At 64.4% G+C, this 26,068-nt stretch carries 23 protein-coding genes; 14 read left to right on the top strand and 9 right to left on the bottom strand.

The genetic code is table 11. The annotated features are described in order from the left end of the window. Window positions 1–112 precede the first annotated feature (112 nt). Both G3N59_RS17840 and G3N59_RS17835 read left to right on the top strand, forming a co-directional pair. Complete coding sequence (locus G3N59_RS17840; RefSeq protein ID WP_241023520.1) at window positions 113–661, top strand: group III truncated hemoglobin; 549 nt, start codon at window positions 113–115, stop codon at window positions 659–661. A gap of 301 nt (window positions 662–962) precedes the next feature. Beyond that, the gene (locus tag G3N59_RS17835; RefSeq protein WP_241023519.1) at window positions 963–2,330 is read left to right on the top strand and encodes a M23 family metallopeptidase; all 1,368 of its coding nucleotides are present in this window, start codon (window positions 963–965) and stop codon (window positions 2,328–2,330) included. Window positions 2,331–2,401: 71 nt separating this feature from the next. Here G3N59_RS17835 and G3N59_RS17830 read toward each other — a convergent pair whose 3' ends face one another. The 6 genes from G3N59_RS17830 to G3N59_RS17805 form a co-directional block, all read right to left on the bottom strand. Next, window positions 2,402–2,881: a molybdenum cofactor biosynthesis protein MoaE gene (locus G3N59_RS17830; protein ID WP_205983952.1), complete on the bottom strand. Its 480-nt coding sequence runs from the start codon at window positions 2,879–2,881 to the stop codon at window positions 2,402–2,404. Window positions 2,882–2,915: 34 nt separating this feature from the next. Then, window positions 2,916–3,173 carry a molybdopterin converting factor subunit 1 gene (gene moaD / locus G3N59_RS17825; RefSeq protein WP_205983951.1) on the bottom strand — a complete coding sequence of 86 codons (258 nt, stop codon included), beginning with the start codon at window positions 3,171–3,173 and terminating at the stop codon, window positions 2,916–2,918. A 19-nt stretch (window positions 3,174–3,192) separates the two neighbouring features. Then, window positions 3,193–4,461: a gephyrin-like molybdotransferase Glp gene (gene glp, locus G3N59_RS17820; protein WP_205983950.1), complete on the bottom strand. Its 1,269-nt coding sequence runs from the start codon at window positions 4,459–4,461 to the stop codon at window positions 3,193–3,195. A 201-nt stretch (window positions 4,462–4,662) separates the two neighbouring features. After that, window positions 4,663–6,114, bottom strand: coding sequence for a threonine synthase (thrC, locus tag G3N59_RS17815; protein WP_205983949.1), 1,452 nt, complete (start codon window positions 6,112–6,114; stop codon window positions 4,663–4,665). Between the two features lie 34 nt (window positions 6,115–6,148). Next, window positions 6,149–7,480 (bottom strand): homoserine dehydrogenase, encoded by a 1,332-nt coding sequence (locus tag G3N59_RS17810; protein WP_205983948.1) that lies wholly within the window; start codon window positions 7,478–7,480, stop codon window positions 6,149–6,151. 67 nt (window positions 7,481–7,547) lie between these two features. After that, window positions 7,548–8,876: a pyridoxal phosphate-dependent aminotransferase gene (locus G3N59_RS17805; RefSeq protein ID WP_277397921.1), complete on the bottom strand. Its 1,329-nt coding sequence runs from the start codon at window positions 8,874–8,876 to the stop codon at window positions 7,548–7,550. A 526-nt stretch (window positions 8,877–9,402) separates the two neighbouring features. Between G3N59_RS17805 and G3N59_RS17800 the strand changes: the two genes are divergently transcribed. The 12 genes from G3N59_RS17800 to G3N59_RS17745 all read left to right on the top strand — a co-directional run bounded on the left by G3N59_RS17800 (window position 9,403) and on the right by G3N59_RS17745 (window position 22,744). Continuing rightward, a complete protein-coding gene (locus G3N59_RS17800) occupies window positions 9,403–9,777 on the top strand; it encodes an Mth938-like domain-containing protein (protein WP_205983946.1) in 375 nt (124 codons plus the stop codon). Between the two features lie 170 nt (window positions 9,778–9,947). Further along, window positions 9,948–11,639, top strand: coding sequence for a glycosyltransferase family 39 protein (locus G3N59_RS17795; protein WP_205983945.1), 1,692 nt, complete (start codon window positions 9,948–9,950; stop codon window positions 11,637–11,639). Between the two features lie 149 nt (window positions 11,640–11,788). Next, window positions 11,789–12,160 carry an SMR family transporter gene (locus tag G3N59_RS17790; protein ID WP_205983944.1) on the top strand — a complete coding sequence of 124 codons (372 nt, stop codon included), beginning with the start codon at window positions 11,789–11,791 and terminating at the stop codon, window positions 12,158–12,160. 166 nt (window positions 12,161–12,326) lie between these two features. Beyond that, window positions 12,327–13,481: a DegT/DnrJ/EryC1/StrS aminotransferase family protein gene (locus G3N59_RS17785; protein ID WP_205983943.1), complete on the top strand. Its 1,155-nt coding sequence runs from the start codon at window positions 12,327–12,329 to the stop codon at window positions 13,479–13,481. A 107-nt stretch (window positions 13,482–13,588) separates the two neighbouring features. Continuing rightward, complete coding sequence (locus tag G3N59_RS17780; protein WP_241023518.1) at window positions 13,589–14,701, top strand: glycosyltransferase; 1,113 nt, start codon at window positions 13,589–13,591, stop codon at window positions 14,699–14,701. Beyond that, window positions 14,698–15,666 carry a formyltransferase gene (locus G3N59_RS17775; protein ID WP_205983942.1) on the top strand — a complete coding sequence of 323 codons (969 nt, stop codon included), beginning with the start codon at window positions 14,698–14,700 and terminating at the stop codon, window positions 15,664–15,666. The genes G3N59_RS17780 and G3N59_RS17775 overlap by 4 nt, the downstream gene beginning before the upstream one ends. After that, window positions 15,663–16,712 (top strand): bifunctional UDP-4-keto-pentose/UDP-xylose synthase, encoded by a 1,050-nt coding sequence (locus G3N59_RS17770; protein ID WP_205983941.1) that lies wholly within the window; start codon window positions 15,663–15,665, stop codon window positions 16,710–16,712. The genes G3N59_RS17775 and G3N59_RS17770 overlap by 4 nt, the downstream gene beginning before the upstream one ends. A gap of 18 nt (window positions 16,713–16,730) precedes the next feature. Next, a complete protein-coding gene (locus G3N59_RS17765; protein WP_205983940.1) occupies window positions 16,731–17,627 on the top strand; it encodes a polysaccharide deacetylase family protein in 897 nt (298 codons plus the stop codon). 162 nt (window positions 17,628–17,789) lie between these two features. Next, window positions 17,790–18,251: a peroxiredoxin gene (locus G3N59_RS17760; RefSeq protein WP_205983997.1), complete on the top strand. Its 462-nt coding sequence runs from the start codon at window positions 17,790–17,792 to the stop codon at window positions 18,249–18,251. 402 nt (window positions 18,252–18,653) lie between these two features. Next, window positions 18,654–20,495 (top strand): PhoH family protein, encoded by a 1,842-nt coding sequence (locus tag G3N59_RS17755; RefSeq protein ID WP_205983939.1) that lies wholly within the window; start codon window positions 18,654–18,656, stop codon window positions 20,493–20,495. A gap of 251 nt (window positions 20,496–20,746) precedes the next feature. Continuing rightward, entirely contained in the window at window positions 20,747–21,784 is a 1,038-nt protein-coding gene (locus tag G3N59_RS17750; protein WP_205983996.1) for a C40 family peptidase, read from the top strand. A 141-nt stretch (window positions 21,785–21,925) separates the two neighbouring features. After that, window positions 21,926–22,744 (top strand): SDR family oxidoreductase, encoded by an 819-nt coding sequence (locus tag G3N59_RS17745; protein ID WP_205983938.1) that lies wholly within the window; start codon window positions 21,926–21,928, stop codon window positions 22,742–22,744. 80 nt (window positions 22,745–22,824) lie between these two features. On the opposite strand, the gene G3N59_RS17740 is transcribed toward G3N59_RS17745, so the two are convergent. The 3 genes from G3N59_RS17740 to G3N59_RS17730 all read right to left on the bottom strand — a co-directional run bounded on the left by G3N59_RS17740 (window position 22,825) and on the right by G3N59_RS17730 (window position 26,034). Next, entirely contained in the window at window positions 22,825–23,835 is a 1,011-nt protein-coding gene (locus tag G3N59_RS17740) for an inorganic phosphate transporter (protein ID WP_205983937.1), read from the bottom strand. Window positions 23,836–23,845: 10 nt separating this feature from the next. Next, window positions 23,846–24,472 carry a DUF47 domain-containing protein gene (locus tag G3N59_RS17735; protein WP_205983936.1) on the bottom strand — a complete coding sequence of 209 codons (627 nt, stop codon included), beginning with the start codon at window positions 24,470–24,472 and terminating at the stop codon, window positions 23,846–23,848. A 179-nt stretch (window positions 24,473–24,651) separates the two neighbouring features. Next, entirely contained in the window at window positions 24,652–26,034 is a 1,383-nt protein-coding gene (locus tag G3N59_RS17730) for a replicative DNA helicase (protein ID WP_205983935.1), read from the bottom strand. Between the last annotated feature and the right edge of the window lie 34 nt (window positions 26,035–26,068).

The raw sequence follows: 26,068 nt of genomic DNA, 5'->3' as shown, positions 1-26,068 counted from the left end.
GACAGGGTTCGAACAGGCGTGCTAAAGAGGAATCCGTACATTAACATGCAAGCGGCATGCACGTTTTAGGTTGGCCGGGTATGATGGGCAGCTGATTCAGGCCCGTTCCATCATGATGCAACCCGACGCCAGCGCCCGCGCGCGCCACATCGAACCCACCGAAGACAACATCCGCGAACTGGTCTACGCGTTCTACGACCGCGTGCGCGCGGACGCCCTGCTCGGCCCGGTCTTCGACGGCGCGCTGGCTGGCCGCTGGGACGAACATCTGCCGAAGATGTGCCGTTTCTGGTCGAGTCTCGTACTGGGCAGCAAATCGTATCGCGGCAATGTGCAACAGGCGCACGAGCCCGTGCCGGGGATCGAGCCGAAGCATTTCAGCCACTGGCTCTATCTATTTCTCGATACCGTGCAGGCGCATTACGAGCCGGCCGCCGCCGTGCGCTTTATGGAGCCGGCGCTACGGATCGCACAGAGCCTGCAGTTGAGCCGCTTCGGCTGGGATTTTCAGATTCCGCCCGAGCAACAGGCAATCCTCGACGCGATCGCGCCGCGTCGCCATCCCGCAGGCCATGGCCACGATCTCCCCGAACGTCCGGCTGGCGAGCCGTTTCCGGCCAAAATCATCGGCCGCTCGATGGATCACGACGAAGTGGCTTGAGCTTGACGACCCGCCCATGGGTCGTGTCCTGGCAGTTCTGGCTGTTAGTTGCGTTAGACGCCAGCCAATCCGCCCCCGTTTTATGCGCATAAGGTCGCTCACCTGAGCGCCTCGCCCCATCTTCTTCCCGCCGCATTCGAACTCGTTCTACAGAATCCCGTTAAGCGGATTCGTAAAATTTGTTCATCGCTCGTTGGGCTGCGCGGCGCGAAGACCTGTTCCTCGCCACGCGCCGCTGCCATGCCTGGCCTGGCCGCTCCTGCCCGCGTTCCTTTGTTTCTAACCGCGAGAATCCGACGTGATGGACTTACGCTCACTCCTCGCGCGCGGGCAAGACATTTCCGCGGCAGTTGATCTGCCGCTCAAACGCAAGACGCTCAGCGGCGTTGCCGCACTGGTCGCCCTGTGGATCGGCACGACCGCCGCGCCTGGCGCGCACGCTGCCGCTTCGACGGCGTTCAGCCAGGGTTCGGCCTTCACCCGCGCCCCGTTTGCGAACGAAATGACTTTGCCGGGCGCGCAGCCCACGACTTCATTCGATGCCATCTGGCCGTCCCTGCGTGACGTCGATGGCGTCTTTGCCCAACCGTATGCGTTGAGTGCCAGTAACGGCGCCGATGACGACGCCGCGCCCTTCGGCCTGAAACCGCCAGCAGCCGAGCGGGACGAGCGTGCGAGCGCTACCGTGTGCTCGCGCCTCGCCTCGATGTGTCTGCCTGTCGAGGAAACGGCATCGGCCAACGACTCCAGCGAGTCGAACGCACGCCAGTGGTTCGGCCATGTGATCGAACTGGTGAGCGGCGACGCCACGGCTTTCGGCTCGCCTGCGAACCTGACCCAGGCCGCCGCCGGCCCGATCGACACGACTTTGCGCGACTCGCTCGCCCAGGCCGGTTTGCCCGCCAGCATCGCCGCGCAGATCGACACCCTCTTTGCGGGTCATGTCGATCTCGACGCTCCGGCCCAGCCCGGCGACACGTATCGCGTCATGCTGGACAGCGCCGATAACCCGCAGGCGCCGCGCGTGGCGTCGATCTCGTTGCGCCTGCATGGCGAGACCTACGACGCGCTGTGGTTCACGGCGCCCGGCGCCTCGCGCGGTGCGTACTACACGCTCGACGGTGCGTTGCTGACCGGCAAGCCGTTCGCGATGCCGCTGGACTACCGGCGCGTGAGTTCGCCGTTTGGCATGCGTACGCATCCGGTTTATGGCGAGCCGCGTTTTCATGAAGGCGTCGATCTGACCGCGCCCGTGGGCACGCCGATCTATGCCGCGGCTTCGGGGACGCTGGCGCTGGCTGCGCGCGGGCATGGTTACGGCAAGCTGGTCGTGCTGCGTCACGACGACGGTTATTCGACCCGCTACGCGCATCTGGCTTCCTGGGCGGCGGGTCTGCGCTTCGGCCAGCGCGTCGAGCAGGGTCAGGTGATCGGCTATGTCGGCCGCACCGGCACGACGACCGGGCCGCATCTGCATTTCGAAGTGCGCCGCAACGACCAGCCGGTCGATCCGCTGACGCTGACTTCGCACGATTTCGTCGCCCCGCTCAGCGGAGCCGCGCGCATGGCTTTCGATGCAAGTGTCGAAGCGGCGCGTACGCAGATGGCCGCGTTGCCGCAACCGGCGGTGCGGATGGCATCGGTGATGGGTGTGCGCCGGATCGGTTGATCGCTGCCATTGCATGCGCACGTAGAATCCGTCATTTCAACCGACGGCTTCTATCGCTGGAATACGCGAAATCACCCTTCCCCAGCCGCATTCCCCGACTTCACGCCCCAGCGCGCGAGCGCCGCGTCGTCGCTGACACGCGCATCGACCCAACGCGCGCCGTGTTCGGTTTCTTCCTTCTTCCAGAACGGCGCCTCGGTCTTGAGGTAGTCCATCACGAATTCGCAGGACGCAAACGCATCGCCGCGATGCTTCGACGTGGTCGCCACCAGCACGATCTGGTCGAGCGGCGCGAGCTTGCCGACCCGATGCACGATCAGCACGTCGATGCCGGGCCAGCGTTCGCGCGCCTGCACGACGATCGCTTCGAGCGCCTTTTCCGTCATGCCCGGATAGTGCTCGAGCTCCATGCCCGCGACGCTGCTGCCGTCGTTGAGATCGCGCACGGTGCCGACAAAGCACGCCACCGCGCCAATCGACGGATCATGCGCGCGTAGCTGCGCGACTTCGGTACTCAGGTCGAAATCTTCGGTCTGGACGCGTACAGGCATAGTCTCGTTCCTCTGCTTGCTTCTGTGCGCGGGCTCAGCCGCCCGTGACCGGCGGGAAGAACGCCACTTCGCAGCCTTCGGTGATGCGGGTGGTCGGCTCGGTCATCACGTGGTTGCAGGCCATGCGCAGCGCGCGGCCTTCCGCCAGCGTTTCCGCCCAGACGCCGCCGCGTGCGCGCAGCCAGCCGCGCACGTCGCCGACCGTGGCGATACCGTCGGGCACGTCAGCCGTTTCATCGGCGACGCCCAGTGCTTCACGCACGCTCGCAAAAAACTTCAGTTCAATCTTCATCGGATAAGGCCGGCTTCGCTTAGTACAGGAGTTCGGTAAAGGGGATGAACCGCACGGTCTCGCCCGCGCTGATCGCGTGATTGGGCGGATTGTCGATGATGCCGTCGCCCCAGACCGTCGAGGTCAGCACCGCCGAACTCTGGTTTGAGAACAGATCGAGGCCGCCCGCCGGGTTCACGCGCGCGCGCAGGAACTCATTACGGCGATCGGCCTTGTGCTGGCTGAAATCGGCGCGCAGCGAGAGCGCGCGCGGGCTCACATGCGCCACGCCCGCCAGACGCAGCAGGAACGGCCGCACGAACAGCAGGAAGGTAACGAAGCTCGAAACCGGATTGCCCGGCAGGCCGATGAAAAACGCTTCGCCCGATCCTGGCGATCCTTCCGGACGGCGGACCGCGCCAAACGCCAGCGGCTTGCCCGGCTTCATGGCGATCTGCCACATGTCGATGCGGCCTTCGGCTTCCACGGCCGGCTTCACGTGATCTTCCTCGCCCACCGATACACCGCCGGAGGTCAGGATCAGATCGTGGGTTGCGGCCGCGTCGCGCAGCGTTTCGCGCGTGACGTCGAGCCGGTCGGGCACGATGCCGTAATCCGTCACTTCGCAGCCGAGGTTACGCAGCAGCCCCGTCAGCGTGAAACGATTCGAGTTGTAGATTGCGCCGGGCTTGAGCGGCTCGCCGGGCATCGTCAGTTCGTCGCCGGTGAAGAACACCGCCACTTTGACGCGGCGCGTGACCGTGAGCGTCGCGCAACCGACCGAAGCCGCCAGCCCGAGGGCCGCCGGGCTCAAGCGCGTGCCCACCGGCAGGATCACCGAATCCTTCTTGATATCCGCGCCCTGTGCGGTGATCCACTCGCCCGCTTTGGGGTTATGGAGGATCGTCACTTCGCCGTCGGCGCTTTCGGTCTGTTCCTGCATCACCACGGCATCGGCGCCCGGCGGCACTGAGGCGCCCGTGAAAATGCGCGCCGCGGTACCCGCCGCCAGCGGCTGCGGGGCGTGTCCGGCGGGAATACGCTGCGAAACCGGCAAACGGCGGCTACCCTGCGCGAGATCGGCCACCCGCACCGCGTAACCGTCCATCGCGCTCGTGTTCATGGGCGGCACATCGAGCGACGAAACGACTTCGGCCACCAGCACGCGGTTGAGCGCATCGAAAGTCGAGAGCGTTTCGGTCTGGGCCAGCGGTTGGGCGGCGGCGAGCAAGGTCGCGAGTGCGTCGGCGGTCGAAATCATCGGCGCGCGCGGAGCCGGTGCGGCGGAGGAAGTATTGGGCGTGGACATGTGCGGGGAGGATGTGGCCGGGCGCACGGCGGTATGAGGTGCTTGAGCGCGGGCGCCATCGGCAGTGATGATCTGCCGATATTGTAGCGGCGGGGGCGCAGCGTTGCCCCCTCTCCCCAACCCTCTCCCAAAGGGAGAGGGAGGCCGTGCTCCCCTCTCCTGGGGGAGAGGGGCCGGGGGAGAGGGCTGATTAGCGCGTGCTTACAGACCCGTATGGCCCGCAATAAACTGCTTCACGCGCTGAGCATCAGCCGGCATGACTTCGAAGCGCTGCGGCAGCGCCTCCAGACCGTCGAACGCCGCCGGACGCTCCGGCTCGCATTCCAGCGCTTCGCGAATCGTCTCGCCGAACTTCACCGGCTGAGCCGTTTCCAGCACGATCATCGGCACGCCAGGTTGCAGATGCTCGCGCGCCACCTTCACGCCATCGGCGGTGTGGGTGTCGATCATCGTCTTGTAGCGCGTATGCACGTCGCGGATCGTCGCGATACGGTCGTCGTGGCTGCTACGACCCGACACGAAGCCGAATTGCTGCACGCGCACAAAGTCGCCGCTCGCAGCCAGATCGAAACCGCCCTTTTCTTCCACGTCGCGGAACAACTGCGTCACGCGCGCCGGATCGCGGCCCAGCAGGTCGTACACGAAGCGCTCGAAATTCGAGGCCTTCGAGATGTCCATGCTCGGGCTGGTCGTGTGATACGTCTCCGCCGAGGCGCGCACACGGTAGATACCCGTGCGGAAGAACTCGTCGAGCACGTCGTTTTCGTTGGTGGCCACCACGAGCTTTTCGATCGGCAGACCCATCATGCGCGCGATATGGCCCGCACACACATTGCCGAAGTTGCCCGACGGCACCGTGAACGACACGCGCTCGTCGTTGCTCTTCGTCGCCGCGAAATAGCCGGCGAAGTAGTACACGACCTGCGCGACGACACGCGCCCAGTTGATCGAGTTGACCGTGCCGATCTTCTGCTGCGCCTTGTAGGCGTGATCGTTCGAAACCGCCTTGACGATGTCCTGGCAGTCGTCGAACACGCCTTCCACCGCCAGGTTGAAGATGTTCGGGTCCTGCAGGCTGAACATCTGCGCCGTCTGGAACGCGCTCATCTTCTTGTGCGGCGAGAGCATGAACACGCGCACGCCCTTCTTGCCGCGCATCGCGTATTCGGCGGCGCTGCCGGTGTCACCCGAAGTCGCGCCCAGAATGTTCAGTTGCTGGCCAGCCTTGGCAAGCGCGTACTCGAACAGATTGCCGAGCAGCTGCATCGCCATGTCCTTGAACGCCAGCGTCGGGCCGTTCGACAGTTCGAGCAGCGAGAGCGTCGCGCCGCTTTCTTCGCCGAGCGTGGTCAGCGGCGTGATCTTGCTCGCGTCTTCGCCGTGACGCACGTTGCAGTACGTCTGCGCCGTATAGGTGCGGCGCGTGATGTCGCGCAGGTCGTCGGCGGGAATGTCGCCAGCGAACTTCGAGAGGATCTCGAACGCGAGATCGGCGTACGACAGACCGCGCCAGCGCGCGAGTTCGTCCGCGCCGATCTGCGGATAGTCGGCCGGCAGATAGAGGCCGCCGTCGCGTGCGAGGCCGCCCAGCAGGATGTCCGAAAACGAATGATGCTCGCCGGCGCCCGCGCCGCGCGTAGATACGTAATTCATTGCCTTTGCCTTACCTTCGTCTTTCGACGCCTGATTAGTTCAGTCCTTCCATGCGCAGCTTCGTCACCGACGACTTCACCGTCGCCAGTTTTTCGATCTGCGCGATCGCCGCGCTCACGTTCTTTTCGATCGTTTCGTGCGTGATCAGGATGATGTCGGTCTCGGCCTTGCCTTGCGCATCGACGTCTTCCGATTCCTTCTGCAGCAGCGCATCGATCGAGATGCCGCTATCCGCGAGGATGCGCGTGATGTCGGCCATCACGCCGGTCTGGTCGGCCACGCGCAGGCGCAGGTAGTAACCGCTCGTGACTTCGTCGATCGGCAGGATCGGCGTGTTCGAGAGGCTGTCCGGCTGGAACGCCAGATGCGGCACGCGATGTTCCGGATCGGCCGTATGCAGACGCGTCACGTCGACGAGATCGGCCACCACTGCCGAAGCCGTCGGCTCCGCACCCGCGCCCTTGCCGTAATACAGCGTCGTGCCCACGGCGTCGCCATGCACCACGACCGCGTTCATCGCGCCTTCCACGTTGGCGAGCAGACGCTTCGCGGGAATCAGCGTCGGATGCGTGCGCAGCTCGATGCCCTTCTCCGTGCGGCGCGCGATACCGAGCAGCTTGATGCGGTAGCCCAGTTCCTCGGCGTACTTGATGTCGATGGCGTCGAGCTTGCTGATGCCTTCCACGTAAGCCTTGTCGAACTGCACCGGCACGCCGAACGCGATCGCGCTCATGATCGTGGCCTTGTGTGCGGCGTCCACGCCTTCGATGTCGAAGGTCGGGTCGGCTTCCGCGTAGCCCAGTTCCTGCGCGCCCTTCAGTGCGGTCGCGAAGTCGAGGCCGCGCTCACGCATTTCCGACAGGATGTAGTTGGTCGTGCCGTTGATGATGCCGGCGATGTACTGGATGCGGTTGGCCGTGAGACCTTCGCGCAGCGCCTTGATGATGGGAATGCCGCCCGCCACCGCCGCTTCGAACGCAACCATCACGCCCTTGGCGCGCGCAGCCTGGAAAATTTCCGTGCCGTGCACCGCCAGCAGCGCCTTGTTGGCCGTGACGACGTGCTTGCCGTTGCCGATCGCACGCAGCACGAGATCCCTGGCGAGCGTGGTGCCGCCGATCATTTCGGCGATGATCGCAATCGACGGATCGTCGACCACGGCGTTGAAATCGGTCGTCAGATCGACGCTGCCGGCTTGCGTGCCGAGCGCCGCGGTGGCCTTGGCCGGATTGCGCACGGCAATGCGCGCGATCTCGATGCCGCGGCCCGCGCGACGTTTGATTTCTTCCTGGTTGCGGCGCAGTACCGTGAAGGTGCCGCTGCCCACCGTGCCGAAGCCCAAGAGACCTACTTTGATCGGTTCCATGCAGCGTGTGTTCGTCTAAGAGTGTGAATAGAAAAATGCGGAAATGCGGGTCGCGCCGTGCGCGTAATCAGGTGCCGTGGCGCTGGCGATAACCGTCGAGGAAGCGCGCGATCCGGTTGATCGAATCGGTCAGGTCGTCGACGTTCGGCAGGAACACCACGCGGAAGTGATCCGGCTGCTTCCAGTTGAAGCCCGTGCCCTGCACCAGCAGGACGCGCTCCTGCAGCAGCAGATCGAGGATGAACTGCTGGTCGTCCTGGATCGGATAGAGCTTGGGGTCGAGGCGCGGGAACATGTAGAGCGCCGCCTCGGGCTTCACGCAGGTCACGCCCGGAATCGACGTGAGCATGTTGTAGGCCAGATCGCGCTGACGATACAGGCGACCGCCCGGCTGGATCAGCTCGTTGATGCTCTGGTAGCCGCCCAGCGCGGTCTGGATGGCGTACTGGCCCGGCACGTTCGCGCACAGGCGCATCGACGCCAGAATGCCCAGACCTTCGGTGTAATCCTTGGCGCGGCGACGGTTTTCGCCCGTCATGCCCGAGAGGAACATCCAGCCCGCGCGGTAACCGCACGCGCGATAGCTCTTCGACAGGCTGTTGAACGTGACCGTGAGGACGTCTTCCGAAAGCGAGCCGAGCGCCGTGTGCGTCTTGCCGTCGTAGACGATCTTGTCGTAGACCTCGTCGGCGAACAGGATCAGGCCGTGTTCGCGCGCGATCTCGATCAGGCCGCGCAGCAGTTCGTCCGAGTACAGCGCGCCGGTCGGGTTGTTCGGGTTGATGACCACGAGCGCACGCGTGTTCGGCGTGATTTTGGCGCGGATATCATCGAGGTCCGGCATCCACGCGTTCGATTCGTCGCAGATGTAGTGGATGGGCGTGCCGCCGGAGAGGCTCACCGCCGCGGTCCAGAGCGGATAGTCGGGCGCGGGCAGCAGCACTTCGTCGCCGTCGTTCAGGAGCGCCTGCATGGCCATCACGATCAGTTCGGACGCGCCGTTACCAATGTAGATGTCGTCGAGTTCGACGCCTTTTACGCCCTTTTGCTGCGCGTAATGCATGATCGCCTTGCGCGCGGCGAACACGCCCTTCGAGTCCGAATAGCCCGAGGAGCCCGGCAGGTTCAGGATCATGTCCTGGATGACTTCGTCGGGTGCGTCGAAACCGAACGGCGCGAGATTGCCGATGTTCAGCTTGATGATGCGGTGGCCTTCTTCTTCGAGGCGCTTCGCATGCTCGAGCACCGGCCCGCGGATGTCGTAGCAGACGTTCTGCAACTTGTTGGATTTGAGGATCGGTTTCACGGCGGGCGGTCGGTTGAAAAGCCTGGTACGGGCAAACGGGGTTGATCGGATCGGCGAACGCGCAACAAGTCGCGAGCGGCGCAGCGCCATCGCTGCGGCCGGATGTGATGCACGCGAGACACGCAGGGGCACGCGGACGGCAGCGCAGGCGACAGGATAAGGCATGCCCGCACGCGGATGAGACCAGCCTGCAGCTTGTGGCTGCATTCGCCCGGAAAACGGATGATTCGGGCAGCTGGCGTGAGGCGGGCGCTGCCAGGGCTGCCGCTCGTGCTTGCGCCCGTGCTTGCCCCGTATTGGGACTCGCGCAAGCGCGGCGCGGGTCGAGGCGCGGTACACGGCGTCGGCGCGGCCGCCAAAAAGCTATAATTTAGCGGATTTTGGCCGGGTTCCGCAATGCGCAAGAAGCCGCGCCGGCCCGCCAGCCGCGGGCGTCGCGGAAATGGGGCGTAATAAAGTGTCACGGCCGGCGGCCTGCCGGACGCGCGAGACCCACCCCAGACCCACCCGAGGTCCGAAAACCGATCTCGTTAATTCCCGCCGATCCGGCGCGAGACTGCGGCACGAGAGCGTCCCGCGATCCCGCCACCGGCCGGCGATCTTCCGGAATGCCGTTTTGAAATTACACCAGGACTCCAGCGCCGCGCTCAACACCGTCACCGGTTACGGCGCCGATTACGTCGAAATCAATCTCGAACGCCACAACGGCAGCATCCTGATGCTGCCCGAGGAGCCGGTCATCGCCTGGCCCGTGAGCGCGTTCGACGCCCTCACGCCCGAACTGTTCGAGATGCTGCTGCCGCTCAAGCCGGAAGTGGTCGTGTTCGGCAGCGGCGAGCGCCTGCGTTTTCCGCATCCGCGCCTGACTGCGGCGCTGACGGCGAAGCGCATCGGCGTGGAAGCGATGGATTTCAAGGCCGCCTGCCGCACCTACAACATCCTGATGGCCGAGGGCCGCCGCGTCGCCGCTGCGCTGCTGATCGAGACCTGATTCGCCACGCCGGGCGCGCCCCGAAACACGCAGCAGAAACGGCGAGCAGGCGCTTCGGAACCGGTCCCTTAAGCTCGCCTTCAGGTTCGATTTACGCGCCGTAGTACACTTGCGCGCCGCGCGGGCGCCGCCCGCACGCCCGCAACGTTGACAAGAACAGGCTGCAATCCATGACCGATACGCCCTCGAGGCTGCCGCTCAACCGTGGCGCGATCCTGCTGCTGATCGTGGCACTCGCTGTGATCTGGTTTCTGCCGCTCGGCTGGCGCCATCTGCTGCCGAGCGACGAAGGCCGCTATGCCGAAATGGCCCGTGAAATGCTCGCTTCCGGCGACTGGATCACGCCGCGCTATAACGGCTACAAGTATTTCGAGAAACCGCCGCTGCAAACCTGGATGAACGCGCTCACGTTCGCGTGGTTCGGTATCGGCGAGTGGCAGGCGCGCCTCTATACGGCCCTGACGGGCTTCGCCGGCGTGCTGCTGATCGGCTTCACGGGTGCGCGCGTGTTCAACGCCGCCACGGGTTTCTTCGCCGCGCTGGTGCTCGCCTGCGCGCCGTACTGGAACCTGATGGGCCACTTCAACACGCTCGACATGGGCCTGTCGTTCTGGATGGAGCTCACGCTCTGCGCGCTGCTGCTGGCTCAGCGTCCGAACCTGTCCACCCGCGACGCGCGTCTGTGGATGTGGGTCTGCTGGGGCTCGATGGCGCTGGCCGTGCTCTCGAAGGGTCTGGTCGGCCTGATCCTGCCGGGCGCCGTGCTGGTGCTCTATACGCTGGTCGCGCGCGACTGGGCGCTGTGGAAGCGTCTGTACCTCGTGAGCGGTCTGATCGTGTTCTTCGCGATCGTGACGCCGTGGTTCATCCTCGTGCAGCAGCGCAATCCCGAATTCTTCAACTTCTTCTTCATCGTCCAGCAGTTCCAGCGCTATCTCACGCCCGCGCAGAACCGCCCCGGCCCGTTCTACTATTTCCTGCCGGTGATGCTGGTGGGCTTCCTGCCGTGGCTGTCGGTGAGCGTGCAGAGCGTGCGCCATGCGCTGCGCACGCCGCGCCAGCCCAACGGCTTCGCGCCCGTGACGCTGATGCTGGTGTGGACCGCCTTCATCTTCCTGTTCTTCAGCGCCTCGCATTCGAAGCTGATTTCGTACGTGCTGCCGATCGCCCCGCCGCTCGCGCTCGTGATCGGCCTGTATCTGCCGCTGATGACGCGCAAGCAGTGGATGCGTCACCTGATCGGCTACGCGCTGCTGGCCGCCGCGCTGATGGCCGGTTCGTTCGTGCTCACGCGTCTGGGCGATGCGCGCAATCCGAACGCGCTGTATCGCGAATTCCAGGTCTGGGTGTTCGCCGCCGCCGCCGTCGCTTTCGTGGCGACCATGGTCGGCCTGCGTTTTGCGCGCGGCAAATCGACGCCCGAAACCGGCGCGCAATCGCCCGCCATCGCACTGGGCACCGCCTGGCTGCTGCTCGCGACCATCGCCGGCACCGGCCATGACGTGTTCGGCACGCTGAGTTCCGGCGCGCCGCTCGCGCCGGCCGTGCGTTCGGCGATCGCGAAAATGCCGCCCGATACGCCGTTCTATTCGGTCGGCGTGCTCGATCACACGCTGCCGTTCTACGTGCGTCATTCGATGACGATGGTGCAGGTCACCGACGAACTGGCCTTCGGCATCAGCGAAGAGCCGCAAAAATGGGTGCCGACCGTCGCGCAATGGGAGCAGCGCTGGAAGTCCGAGCGTTACGCGCTCGCGCTGCTGCCCGTGCAGCGTTACGAAGAGCTCGCGGCACAAGGCCTGCCGATGCAGGTGATCGCCCGCGACATGCGCCGCGTGGTAGTCGAAAAACCGCAGCCCTGAGCCTGACCGGCGAGCGCCCCGCAACGCGCCGGTCGCGCCCCGCACTTGAGCGATAATGCGGGGCGCCGGCGCGGGGGGGCGGAGATCCGCCCCCGAATATGACCGAAACCGGCAGAAGCTGGCCAGGCCAGCATTAACGATCCAACACGATGAATCCGATTTCCCTGATCTGTATCCTCGCCGGCGTCGGCCTGAACGCCTGCGCGCAACTGTTGCTGAAAGCCGGTGTCAATGCTGTTGGACACTTCGAATTCACCCGTGCGAACATCCTGCCCATCGGCTGGAAACTCGCCACACAACTGCCGATCGTCGGCGGCCTGACCTGCTACGTGTTCAGCGTGGTCGTTTGGATCGTGGGCCTGTCGCGCGTGGACGTCTCGATCGCCTACCCGATGCTCTCGCTCGGCTACGTGGTCAACGCGTTCGCAGCGTGGTATCTGTTCGGCGAAGTGCTGAGCATCCAGCGCCTTGTCGGCATCGGCATCATCCTGATCGGCGTGGTCGTGCTCGCGCGCAGCTAAGGCGCACGGCCCGCATCGCAGCACACTGCATCGGCGATACAACCAGCACCCGGCCAGCAGGCGCGCCATCGTCGCGCCGCACGCGAAGCACTCCGGGGCTCACCCGGCTTTCGCAAGGCTTACGCTGTTTTCGACTATTCCTGACGTTCCGACCAAGAAAGCACTCATGACCCAGACACCCGCCTCGTTCCTGCCGTTCGTGAAGCCCGAAATCGACGAAGAAACCATTGCGGGCGTCGTCGACGTGCTGCGCTCGGGCTGGATCACTACCGGCCCGCAGAACCAGGCCTTCGAAGCCGCGCTGTCCGAATACTGCGGCGGCCGCCCGGTGCGTACCTTCAATTCGGGCACGGCGACGCTCGAAATCGGCCTGCGCATCGCGGGCGTCGGTCCCGGCGACGAAGTCATCACCACGCCCGCCTCGTGGGTGTCCACCAGCAACGTGATCTATGAAGTCGGCGCGACGCCGGTATTCGCCGATATCGACCCGATCACGCGCAACATCGACCTCGACCGCCTGGAAGCCGCCATCACGCCCCGCACGAAGGCGATCATCCCGGTGTTCCTGACCGGCCTGCCGGTGGACATGGACCGCCTCTATGCGATCGCCCGCCAGCACAAGCTGCGCGTGATCGAGGACGCCGCGCAGGCGTTCGGTTCGAGCTGGAACGGCAAGCGCATCGGCGCGATCGGCGACATCGTCTCGTTCAGCTTCCACGCCAACAAGAACCTGACGTCGATCGAAGGCGGCGCGCTCGTCCTCAATAACGAGGACGAAGCCGAACTGGCCCGCAAATACCGTCTGCAAGGCATCACGCGCATCGGTCTGGACGGCATGGACTGCGACGTGCTCGGCGGCAAGTACAATCTGACCGACGTGGCCGCGCGCGTGGGCCTCGGCCAGCTCAAACACATCGAGCGTTTCACGGAACAGCGCCGCAAGCTCGCGCATGCGTATTTCACGGGCTTCGAAGGCAGCGCCGCCGCGAAGCTGGGCGTGGGCCTGCCAGTGGCGGACCTCGTCAACAGCAACTGGCACATGTTCCAGATCACGCTGCCGCTGGAAAACCTGACGATCACCCGCGCGGAGTTCATGGAACAGATGAAGGAGCGCGGCATCGGCACGGGCGTGCATTACCCGGCGATCCACCTCTTCACGCTCTATCGCGAGCGCGGTTTCAAGGCGGGCATGTTCCCGCACGCAGAGCGTTTCGGCGAGACCACGGTCACGCTGCCGCTCTTCACGCTGATGAGCGTCGCCGACGTGGCACGCGTGTGCCGCGCCGTCGACGAGATCTGCACGCAGTACGCGAAGCAGTAAGTGAAACAAGTACACGCAAGGCAGGGGCGCTGTTCGACGAATCGGGCGCGCCCGGCCGGCCGTACACTCTCGCGCAACACGTATTACCCAACGGAAAAGACGCACACATGAGTCAAACGGAACAACGCACCTTGACCCCGGAAACGCCGGAAGTCTCGGTCATCATTCCGGTCTACAACGAGGAAGCCGGCCTGAAGGCGCTGTTCGAGCGTCTATACCCGGCGCTCGACAAGCTCGGCACCTCGTACGAAGTCATCTTCATCAATGACGGCAGCCGCGACCGCTCGGCCGCGATGCTCGCCGAGCAGTTCCGCGCGCGCCCGGACACCACGCGCGCGATCCTGCTCAACGGCAACTACGGCCAGCACATGGCGATTCTCGCGGGCTTCGAACAGGCGCGCGGCGAGATCGTCATCACGCTCGACGCCGATCTGCAGAATCCGCCCGAGGAAATCGGCAAGCTGGTCGAGAAGATGCGCGAAGGCTACGACTACGTGGGCACGATCCGCATGCAGCGTCAGGACAGTCTGTGGCGCCGCAAGGCTTCGCAGGCCATGAACCGCCTGCGCGAGCGCATCACGCGCATCAAGATGACGGACCAGGGCTGCATGCTGCGCGCCTACAACCGTCATATCGTCGATACGATCAATCGTTGCGGCGAAATCAACACCTTCATTCCGGCGCTCGCGTACACCTTTGCGCAGAACCCGGTCGAAGTCGATGTCGCGCACGAAGAACGCTTCGCGGGCGAATCGAAGTATTCGCTCTACAGCCTGATCCGCCTGAATTTCGACCTCGTGACCGGTTTTTCGGTCGTGCCGCTGCAGTGGCTGTCGTTTATCGGCGTGATTCTGTCGCTCGGTTCGGCGGGCCTGTTCCTGCTGCTGCTGATCCGCCGCTTCGTGCTGGGCGCCGAAGTTCAGGGTGTGTTCACGCTGTTCGCCATTACGTTCTTCATGCTTGGCGTGATCATCTTCGCGCTGGGTCTGCTGGGCGAGTACATCGGCCGCATCTATCAGCAGGTGCGCGCGCGTCCGCGTTATCTGGTGCAGACCATTCTGGAAGAGCGCAACGGCCGCACCGTGGTCGATGTGCCGCGTCAGGACGTCGTGCAGGGCGTGCAGGCTTCGCTCACTATCGGGAATGCTGCGGGCAGCGCTGCGGGTAATGCAGCGGGCGCCGCCGGTAACACGAACACCCAGACGGGAACCGAATCATGAAACCGCGCACAGTCGTCTTCGCGTATCACAACGTCGGCGTGCGCTGCCTGCAGGTGCTGCTCGCGCGCGGCGTGGACGTGGCGCTCGTCGTCACGCACGAGGACAGCCCGAGCGAGAACATCTGGTTCGGCAGCGTGAAGTCGGTCGCCGAGGAACACGGCATCGACGTCATCACGCCCGCCGACCCGAAGAGCGCCGAGCTGCGCGCGGCAGTCAGCGCCGCGCAGCCCGACTTCATCTTCTCGTTCTACTACCGCCACATGCTGCCGGTGGATCTGCTCGCGCTGGCCGCGCGCGGCGCCTACAACATGCATGGCTCGCTGCTGCCGAAGTATCGCGGCCGCGTGCCCACCAACTGGGCCGTCATCAAGGGCGAAACCGAAACCGGCGCGACGCTGCACGAAATGGCCGCGAAGCCCGACGCCGGCGCGATCATCGCGCAGACGCCGGTGCCAATCCTGCCCGACGACACCGCCGCCATGGTGTTCGACAAGGTGACGGTCGCCGCCGAGCAGACGCTCTGGCGCGTGCTGCCCGCGCTGATCGCGGGCGAAGCGCCGCATCTGCCGAACGATCTCACACACGGCAGTTACTACGGCGGGCGCAAGCCGGAAGACGGACGCCTCGACTTTTCGCACAGCGCGCAGGACGTCTATAACCTGATCCGCGCGGTGGCGCCGCCCTATCCGGGCGCGTTCACCGACATCGGCGCGCATCGCTTCGTGATCGCCCGTGCGCGCCTCGTGCGCCCAGGCACCCAGGAAGCCGAAAAGGTGCGCGCCCTCGCCGGATTGCCCGCGGGCATCCACGTAAGCGATAATGCGTTTTTCGCCCTCTGCGGCGACGGCCGCGCCATCGCGATTTACGAACTGCGGCATGCGCCGAACCTGGCTCACGGCGCTCAAGAGACCGTCGTCACGCCTGCCGCGTTCTCCGACCTCATTTCATCTGTCCCCCGTCCATGAAAAAAGTTCTGATCCTGGGTGTCAATGGCTTTATCGGCCATCACCTCTCCAAGCGCATCCTCGAGACCACGAACTGGGAAGTGTTCGGCATGGACATGCAGACGGACCGCCTCGGCGATCTGGTCAAGCATGAGCGCATGCACTTCTTCGAAGGCGACATCACGATCAACAAGGAATGGGTCGAATACCACGTCAAGAAGTGCGACGTGATCCTTCCGCTGGTCGCCATCGCCACGCCCGCCACGTACGTGCAGCAGCCGCTGCGCGTGTTCGAACTCGACTTCGAGGCGAACCTGCCGATCGTGCGTTCGGCCGTCAAGTACGGCAAGCACCTCGTCTTCCCGTCGACGTCGGAAGTCTATGGCATGTGCTCGGACGAGCAGTTCGACCCGGATGCCTCGGCGCTCACCTACGGCCCGATCAACAAGCCGCGCTGGATCTACGCCTGCTCGAAGCAGCTGATGGACCGCGTGATCTGGGGTTACGGCATGGAAGGCCTGAACTTCACGCTGTTCCGTCCGTTCAACTGGATCGGCCCGGGCCTCGACTCGATCTACACGCCGAAGGAAGGCAGCTCGCGCGTCGTGACGCAGTTCCTCGGCCATATCGTGCGCGGCGAGAACATCAGCCTCGTGGACGGCGGCGCGCAAAAGCGTGCGTTCACCGACATCGACGACGGCATCGAAGCGCTGATGAAGATCATCGACAACAAGGACGGCGTCGCCTCCGGCAAGATCTTCAACATCGGCAATCCGACCAACAACTTCTCGGTGCGCGAACTCGCGCACAAGATGCTGGCGCTGGCCGCCGAATTCCCGGAATACGCGGAAACGGCCAAGCAGGTCCAGCTGGTGGAAACGTCGTCGGGCGCGTACTACGGCGCGGGCTACCAGGACGTGCAGAACCGCGTGCCGAAGATCGACAACACGATGCAGGAACTCGGCTGGGCGCCGAAGTCGACCTTCGACGAAGCGCTGCGCAAGATCTTCGAAGCGTATCGCGGCCATGTCGCCGAGGCACGTGCCCTCGTCGAACAACAAGCGTAACGCGAAGGACTTCGCCACTTGGCTCGCATCGTCCTGAAAATCGACGTCGACACGCTGCGCGGCACGCGTGAAGGCGTGCCGAATCTCGCGCGTATCTTCGATCGCTACAAGGCGCGCGCGACGTTCCTGTTCAGCCTCGGCCCGGACCATACGGGCTGGGCGCTGCGCCGCGTGTTCCGTCCGGGCTTTCTGAAGAAGGTCTCGCGTACGTCCGTGGTCGAGCATTACGGCGTGAAGCAGCTGATGTACGGCGTGCTGCTGCCGGGACCGGATATCGGCGTGGAAGCGGCGGCGGAAATGCGCGCGATCCACGAAGCCGGTTTCGAATGCGGCATTCACACGTGGGACCACGTCTACTGGCAGGACAACGTGCGCACGCGCGACGCGCAGTGGACCGCGCGTCAGATGCAAAAGAGCCATGACCGCTTCGCGCGCATCTTCGGCACGCCGCCCGTCACGCACGGCGCGGCAGGCTGGCAGATGAACGAAGCGGCGTTCGAGCAGATCGACAATTGGGGCATGCAGTACGCCTCGGACGGGCGCGGGCATTCGCCGTATCGCCCGGTCGTCAATGGCCGCACGCTCAAGCACGTGCAGATGCCCACCACGCTGCCGACGCTCGACGAAGTGCTGGGCGTCGATGGCGTGGACATCGACACGGTGGCCGCGTGGATGCTCAAGCGCACCGAAAACAATCCGCACGATCAGGTGTTCACGCTGCACGCCGAGCTCGAAGGCCAGAAGCTCGCGCCGGTGTTCGAACAACTGCTCGCCGGCTGGCGCGCGCAAGGCCACACGTTTGCCACGATGGGCGACTACCATGCGACGCTGGACCCGGATTCGCTGCCATCGTACCCTGTCACCTGGGGCGAGATCGCCGGCCGCTCCGGCGAGCTGATCATCCAGCCCGACTGAAGCTCGCACCCAGCCCGATCGAAAGCCGCCGCCCGCCATGCCGGGCGGCTTGTCGTTCCGGCGATGCCCGCGAGGACGCCCTCCCCAGCGCAGCAAGCTGCAGACCGCGCCCCCGCCCGCCACCAAGCCAGCCAATAACAAAGGGAGTGCCACGTGCCTGACGTGACCATCGCAGTCGACCAACCCGTTCCCGACTTCACCGCGCCTGCCACCGGCGGCGACTTCACGCTTTCGAGCCTGAAGGGCAAGAAAGTGGTGCTGTACTTCTATCCGAAGGACAACACGCCTGGCTGCACGCGCGAAGGCATGGAGTTCCGCGACCTCTTTCCGAAGTTCAAGAAGGCCGGCGCCACCATCGTAGGCGTCTCGCGCGACAGCGTGCGTTCGCACGAAAACTTCAAGACCAAGCTCGAACTGCCGTTTACTCTGGTATCGGATGGCGATGAAGCGCTCTGCTCGCTCTTCAACGTCATCAAAATGAAGAAAATGTATGGCAAAGAAGTACGTGGAATCGAACGCTCCACGTTCCTCATCGATGCCGATGGCGTGCTGCGCCAGGAGTGGCGCGGACTGAAAGTCCCAGGCCATGTCGACGAGGTTCTGGAGGCTGTACAAGCGCTTTGAGGCGCGTTATATTGGGCTGCAATGAGTGCCTGTCCACCCTATATTTTGTCGCGTTTTCCTACGTTTGCGCGGTCCCGCGAACGGTCACTGGATGACCGCCTCCGCGCATTCGGGCAACGCGCCATCAGAGCAGTGAAGCCGCTTGCCTCGTCAGTCGGGGCGGCGGCTTTTTTGTTGGTTTTTTCGGATTTCGTACCCACCACGCTGTGCCGGCCTGGCAATCCGGCTCGCGTCCACGTCAAGGAGCCGATCGAAAACCAGGCGAACCGGCATTTTCAGACCTGAGCGCGCACCCTGCGCGGTCACGGCGGACGGCCTACCCGGCTGACCGCACGCACCGCCCGAAAGCGCACCTTACTGGGTAACCCCGGACCACTCGACCCGAATTTTTCGAGGGACACCATGCCTTTGCCTACTCCCCCCAGCAAGCTCGGCAACCTGCTGCCGCCCGAGGAATACAAGACGCGTGCGCGCACTACGCGCAGCACGCGTAAAGCGGCGAGCGAGAACGACGCCGCCGATGTCGATTTTGGCGCGGAGAGCGTCGCGGAGCCGATGACGCCCGCCGCCAACGCGTCGACCACCTTGCGCACGGTGCCGCTGCCTTCGGCCAGCGCCGAACTCGCTGCGCTCGAACCCGTCGCGCCCGCACCGGCGCGCAAACGCAAGCAACAGACCGCGGCGCTGCTGCAGCCCGTGCAGGCCCACGCCGAACCGCAAGCCGAAGCACCGGCAGCACCGGTCGCGCGCAGCGGCAGCAAACCCGCCTCCGCGAAAGCTGCCGGCGGCGCGGCCGCACCGGCTGCGCGCGGCGCATCGAAAAAACGCGTGCATCCGGAAGAAAGCGTCGAAGTGCAGAAGCTCTTCGTGCTCGACACCAACGTGCTGATGCACGATCCGACCTGCCTGTTCCGTTTCGAGGAACACGACGTCTATCTGCCGATGATGACGTTGGAAGAACTCGACAACCACAAGAAGGGCATGTCGGAAGTCGCGCGTAATGCGCGTCAGGTGAGCCGCACGCTCGATCAGCTGGTGGCGAACGCCGGCACGATCTCGGAAGGCATTTCGCTGGCGCGTCTGGGCAGCCGCGAGGCGCTCGGCCGCCTGTACTTCCAGACCACGCTCACGCATATCGATCCGGTCGACGGTCTGCCCGAAGGCAAGGCCGATAACCAGATCCTCGGCGTGGTGCGCGCGTTGCAGCGCGACCGGCCCGACCGCCTCGTCGTGCTGGTGTCGAAAGACATCAACATGCGTATCAAGGCGCATGCGCTCGGCCTACCCGCGGAAGACTACTTCAACGACCAGGTTCTCGAAGACAAGGACCTGCTGTACTCAGGCATCCGTGCGCTGTCGCAGGACTTCTGGACCCGGCATGCCAAGGGCATGGAGTCCTGGCAGGACACCAAGACCGGCACCACGTATTACCGCGTGACCGGCCCGGAATGCCTGTCGATGCTCGTGAACGAGTTCGTCTATCTGGAGCCGCAGAACGGCGAACCCGCGTTCCACGCGATCGTGCGCGAACTCAACGGCAAGACGGCGTTGCTGCAAACGCTGCGCGACTACGGCCACCACAAGAACAACGTGTGGGGCATCACGGCGCGCAACCGCGAGCAGAATTTCGCGCTGAACCTGCTGATGAACCCGGACTGCGACTTCGTCACCCTGCTCGGCCAGGCCGGTACGGGCAAGACGCTGGTTGCGCTCGCCGCGGGTCTGGCGCAGGTACTCGACGACAAGCGCTACAACGAGATCATCGTGACGCGTGCGACGGTGCCGGTCGGCGAAGACATCGGCTTCCTGCCGGGTACGGAAGAGGAAAAGATGCAGCCGTGGATGGGCGCCTTCGACGATAACCTCGAAGTGCTCCAGAAAACCGACGACGCCGCCGGCGAATGGGGCCGCGCCGCGACCCAGGAACTGATCCGCTCGCGTCTGAAGGTCAAGAGCATGAACTTCATGCGCGGCCGCACGTTCGTGGACAAGTATCTGATCATCGACGAGGCGCAGAACCTGACGCCGAAGCAGATGAAGACGCTGGTCACGCGCGCGGGTCCGGGCACGAAGATCGTCTGTCTGGGCAATATCGCGCAGATCGACACGCCCTACCTGACCGAAGGCAGTTCGGGTCTGACCTACGTGGTGGACCGCTTCAAGGGCTGGGCGCATAGCGGCCACGTCACGCTGGCGCGCGGCGAGCGTTCGCGTCTGGCCGATTACGCGTCGGACATTCTGTAAGCCGTATTTCCGCCGGTTCCGGCGCTTTTCGAAGCGCCGGACGAGCGCCAAAGGACCGTTTCCGGGCAACCGGATGCGGTCCTTTTTTCATGGGCGCAGGTCTCGCTCGTGTCCGCGAACGGCCACAGTTAGCAGCGTAAGTTCATGTAAGTTGTGAAGAATTCTTGCCGAAGCCATGTCTGACGGGCTACCATCGGCCCATTAACGGTTTTCCCCAATGGCGCGCGTCTCGCGTGCGTCATCTGCTTTTCATGCGGCGACTCTGGCTTGCGTTACTGATCGTGGTGTTTCTGGCGGCGTGTTCGAGCGCGCCGGAGCGGGTATCGCGCGGCGGTAGCTCGGGGTCCGGTTACGCCTGGCGCACCAAACCGCCGGGCTTTCCCAATTTCGTCGATCACAGCGTCGGGCGCGAGGAAATCTCGATTCAGGCGATGGGTCTGGTCGGCATTCCCTATCGCTGGGGCGGCAATACGCCCGATAGCGGCTTCGATTGCAGCGGTCTCGTGAAATACGTGTTCGCGCGCGCGGCCGCGACGGACGTGCCGCGCACGACGCTCGACATGAGCCAGCGCGGCGAGGCGATCGAACCCGATGAAATCGCGGCCGGCGATCTCGTGTTCTTCAATACGACCGGGCGGCCGCACTCGCACGTGGGCATCTATGTCGGCAAGCTGCGCTTCGTCAATGCGCCATCGACCGGCGGGACGGTGCGGCTCGACTATCTGACGAACCCGTATTGGGCCAAACATTTCGATGGCATCCGGCGTCTGGCGCCTGCGAAACGCGCGCCCGCACCGTTCGATACGCCAACTTACGAGGCCGCCGCGCCGGTGCAGCGTGCGCCTGCGGTGACGCCGGCAGTCACACCGGCCATAGCAGCGGTTGCTGCGCCCTTGCCTGCTGCAAACGGCTACGCCGCGCCTGCCGCCGATCAAAATCGCCTGACCTCTGCGCCACAGACTGCCTACACCACCAGCGCACCGGCCACCGACGCCTTCGAGCCGCCGCCCCAAGCCCTGAATGCCGCCCAGACGCAGGCACGGCAGGCAGGCGCAATTGCCCCGACGACGTCCTCCTACAGCCAGCCCGACGCCATCGACGCCGCCGCCGATGCGTTCGAACCGCCGCCGCCCACCGTCAACACTGCGCAGCGCCAGGCCGCTCAGGCCGGCTCCACGCCGGTGCAACCGGTCCAGATCATGCGCGCCTCGACAGCGGGCAGCAGCGCACCCGCCCCCACGCAGTCCAGCGACGACCCGATCGCCCGCTTCGCCAACGGCTCGTTCTGAACGCCGCCGCGCGGTGCATCGCGGCCCGTCGCCCTTATCCGCATGGCCAACGACGCGCCGCGGCGGTTTCCCCCGCCCGCCGTGTCTGCTATGGTTTTGCTACCGTTTTCACTTTTCAATCCCAGGCGCAGCGAGGCAGCGATGGATCTCGGACTCGGTAACAAGGTGGTTCTGGTAACGGGCGGCAGCAAAGGTATCGGCCTTGCCTGCGCCCGCGCATTCGCAAAGGAAGGCGCGCGTGTGGCGATCGTCTCGCGCGACCCGGCCAATCTGGCGCGCGCACGCGAGCAACTCGCGAGCGAAGGCCTGCACGTCCATCTGACCCGCGCAGACTTGCACGAGCCGCATAGCGCCGCCGATGTGGTCGAGGAAGTCTCCACCGCGGTCGGCGCGATCGACATCCTCATCAACAGTTCGGGCGCCGCGCGCCGCTATGACCCGGAAGCGCTCGACGCCGACGCCTTCAGGGCGACCATGGAGGCGAAATACTTCCCGTACATCTACCCGCAGCAGGAAGTGCTGCGCCGCATGGTCGAGCGCGCGAAACAAACCGGCGCTGCCGGCGATGGCAAGGCGCCCGGCACGATCGTCAATATCATCGGCATGGGCGGGAAGTACGCGAGCGATATCCATATTGCGGGCGGCGCGGCCAATGCGGCGCTCATGCTGGCGACCGTGGGCCTTGCGCACTATCACGCGCGCTACGGCATCCGCATCAACGCGATCAATCCGGGCGCCACGCTCACCGAGCGTCTGCAGGAAGCACTGCAACTGGAAGCCGGGCGCGAAGGCCTGAGCGCCGAGGAAGCGCTCGCGCGCGGCGAGGCCAGAGTGCCGCTTGGCCGCTACGCCAAACCCGAGGAAATCGCCGACGTCGCGCTCTTTCTGGCAAGCGCGCGCGCCAGCTATGTCACCGGCGCAATCGTGCCAATGGACGGCTGCGCCACCCCGATCATCTGACGTCGCCTGGCTCGCGCAAAAGAAAACGGCGCCCGAAGGCGCCGTTCATGTCGTAGCTCGAAGCACGTAGCTGGAGCGGATTACATCAGCCGGTGACCGATCCACCAGCCCGCCGCAGCGAGCGTGGCCGAGGCCGGGATCGTCAGCACCCAGGCCCAGACGATATTGCCCGCCACGCCCCAACGCACGGCGCTGAGCTTTTGCGTCGCGCCCACGCCGACGATCGCGCCGGTAATCGTGTGCGTCGTCGACACGGGAATGCCCAGCCACGAAGCCGTGAAGAGCGTCAGCGCCCCGCCCGCTTCGGCGCAGAAACCGCCCACGGGCTTGAGCTTGGTGATCTTCTGGCCCATGGTGCGCACGATGCGCCAGCCGCCGAACAGCGTGCCGATACCCATCGACAGATAGCAGCCGCCGATCACCCAGATAGGCGGCGCATCCGAACCGACCGCCGAATAGCCCGTGGCGATCAGCAGCATCCAGATAATGCCGATGGTTTTCTGCGCATCGTTGCCGCCGTGGCCAAGGCTATAGAGACTGGCCGAAATCAGCTGAAGGCGACGGAAACGCCGGTCCACCTTGCTGGGTGGCGTGCGGAAATACAGCCACGACACCGTCAGCATGAAGAACGAGCCCAGGATGAAACCGAGCAGCGGCGAAATGAAGATGAACGCCACGGTCTTCATGAGGCCGTCGAAGTTCAGCGCGTGCCAGCCCGACTTCGCCAGCGCCGCGCCCACCAGACCGCCGATCAGCGCATGCGACGAGCTGGACGGAATGCCGTAGTACCACGTCAGCACGTTCCAGCCGATCGCGCCCACGAGCGCGCCGAACACGACGTAGTGATCGACGATATCGGGGTCGATGGTGCCCTTGCCCACCGTCTGCGCCACCTTGAGGTGGAACACGAAATACGCGATCACGTTGAACATGGCCGCGAACGCCACCGCCTGCTGCGGTTTGAGGACGCCCGTGGACACGACCGTGGCGATGGAGTTCGCCGCGTCGTGAAAGCCGTTCATGAAGTCGAAAATGAGGGCGATGGCCACCAGCGTGGCGACCACCCAGAGGGCGAGTTGTATCGATTGCATCGTAGTCCGCTCAGGCGTTCTCTAGCACGATGCCTTCGATGATGTTCGCGACATCCTCGCACTTGTCCGTGATCGCTTCGAGCAGTTCATAGATTGCCTTCAGCTTGATCAGGTTCTTGACGTCGTTTTCCTCGCGGAAGAGCTTGGAAATCGCGCTGCGCAGCAGGCGGTCGGCGTCCGACTCCAGACGGTCGATGTCCTCGCAGGCCTTGAGGATATCGCGCGCCTGCTTCATGTCGGACAGCAGCGCGACTGCAGCCTGAACACGCTCGGCCGATGCCGTGACCACGTGCGCAAGCTGGCTCGCTTCAGCGGTGACGGCCTGCACGTCGTACAGCGAAATGGCGGTGGCGACGTCTTCCATGAGGTCGAGGCAGTCGTCCATCGTCGTGATGAGTTTGTGGATCTCGTCGCGATCGAGCGGCGTGATGAAGGTCTTGTGCAGCAGGTCAATCGCTTCGTGCGTGAGCTTGTCGGCGGCCTTTTCGGCGGCCTGCACATTCTGTTTGTGGACTTCCGCGTCCGACAGATTGTCGATCACGAGCTCGAGCTCACGGCTTGCGGAAACGATGCACTTCGCGTGCGCGTTGAAGATTTCGAAGAACTTGCCCTCGGTGGGCATGAATCGACCGAACATTGGAATCCCGTAATGGTCTCGAATTGCCGTCACAAAACGGCAAGATAGCCGTCATAAAACGGCAATATTGTATCGTCACGGACTGGAGGCCGCACTGATCCAGGGATACCCAAGCGGCATTTGCGCCACGATGGCGCGCACGCCCGGGTCCCCGCTTGACTCCACGTCAATTTCCGGCCTTATTCGCCGTAGAAGTTCTGCGCACCCGCAAAATTGTCGAACTTCGTGTATTGACCGTGGAACGTGAGGCGTACTGGCCCAATCGGGCCGTTACGCTGTTTGCCGATAATGATCTCGGCGGTGCCCTTGTCGGGGCTGTCGGGGTTATACACTTCGTCGCGGTAAATAAACAGAATGACGTCGGCATCCTGTTCGATAGCGCCCGATTCACGCAAATCGGACATCACCGGACGCTTGTTGGGGCGCTGTTCGAGGCCACGATTGAGCTGCGAGAGCGCAATCACCGGCACATCGAGCTCCTTGGCGAGACTCTTGAGCGAACGTGAAATTTCGGAAATTTCCGTCGCACGATTCTCGCCGCTGCCCGAACCGCTCATCAGCTGCAAATAGTCGATGATGATCAGGCCGAGCTTGCCGCACTGGCGCGACAGACGCCGCGCGCGCGAGCGCAGTTCCATCGGGTTCAGACCGCCGGTTTCATCGATAAAGATCTGCGCCTCGCTCATTTTCTGCACGGCGTGCGTGAGCTTGGGCCAATCTTCGTCGGTGAGACGGCCGGTACGCATACGGTGCTGGTCCAGTCGGCCGACCGAACCGAGCATACGCATGATGAGCTGCGTACCCGGCATTTCCATCGAGAACACCGCGACCGGCAGACCATACTCCACCGCCACGTATTCGCCGACGTTCATCGAAAACGCCGTCTTACCCATCGACGGACGCCCTGCCACGATGATCAGTTCGCCGCCGTGCATGCCCGACGTCATGCGGTCGAGGTCGATGAAGCCCGTGGGCGTGCCCGTCACATCGCTCGGATTGGCCGTGTGATAGAGCGTGTCGATACGCTCGACCACCTGCGTGAGCAGCGGACCGATTTCGAGGAAGCCCTGAGTGCCGCGCGCGCCGTCTTCGGCGATCGAGAACACTTTCGACTCGGCCTCGTCGAGCAGCTGGCGCACTTCCTTGCCCTGCGGATTGAAGGCATCGGCGGAGATTTCGTCGGCCACCGAAACGAGGCGACGCAGCACCGCGCGGTCGCGCACGATTTCCGCATAACGGCGGATGTTCGCCGCGCTCGGCGTGTTCTGCGCGAGCGCGTTCAGATATGCGAGCCCGCCAACCTCTTCCGCCTTGCCCGAGCTGCCGAGCGACTCGTACACCGTCACCACGTCAGCCGGGCGCGAGGACGCGATCAGGCGGCCAATGTGCTCGTAAATGATGCGGTGATCGTAGCGGTAGAAGTCGCTTTGCGAGAGAAAGTCGGCAATCCGGTCCCAGGCGCCGTTATCCAGCAGCAGGCCGCCGAGAACCGATTGCTCGGCTTCGATCGAATGCGGCGGGACTTTCAGCGACTCGAGTTGGGGATCTTTCGGAGCGTTCATGGAGGGCAATTATCGGGCAGCGGGCGAGCGCTCA

This window comes from Paraburkholderia sp. Ac-20340 (genome assembly GCF_017104965.1).
Lineage (GTDB): Bacteria > Pseudomonadota > Gammaproteobacteria > Burkholderiales > Burkholderiaceae > Paraburkholderia.
Note: the sequence above shows the minus strand (reverse complement) of the source record. Positions and strands in the feature narration are given on the sequence as shown.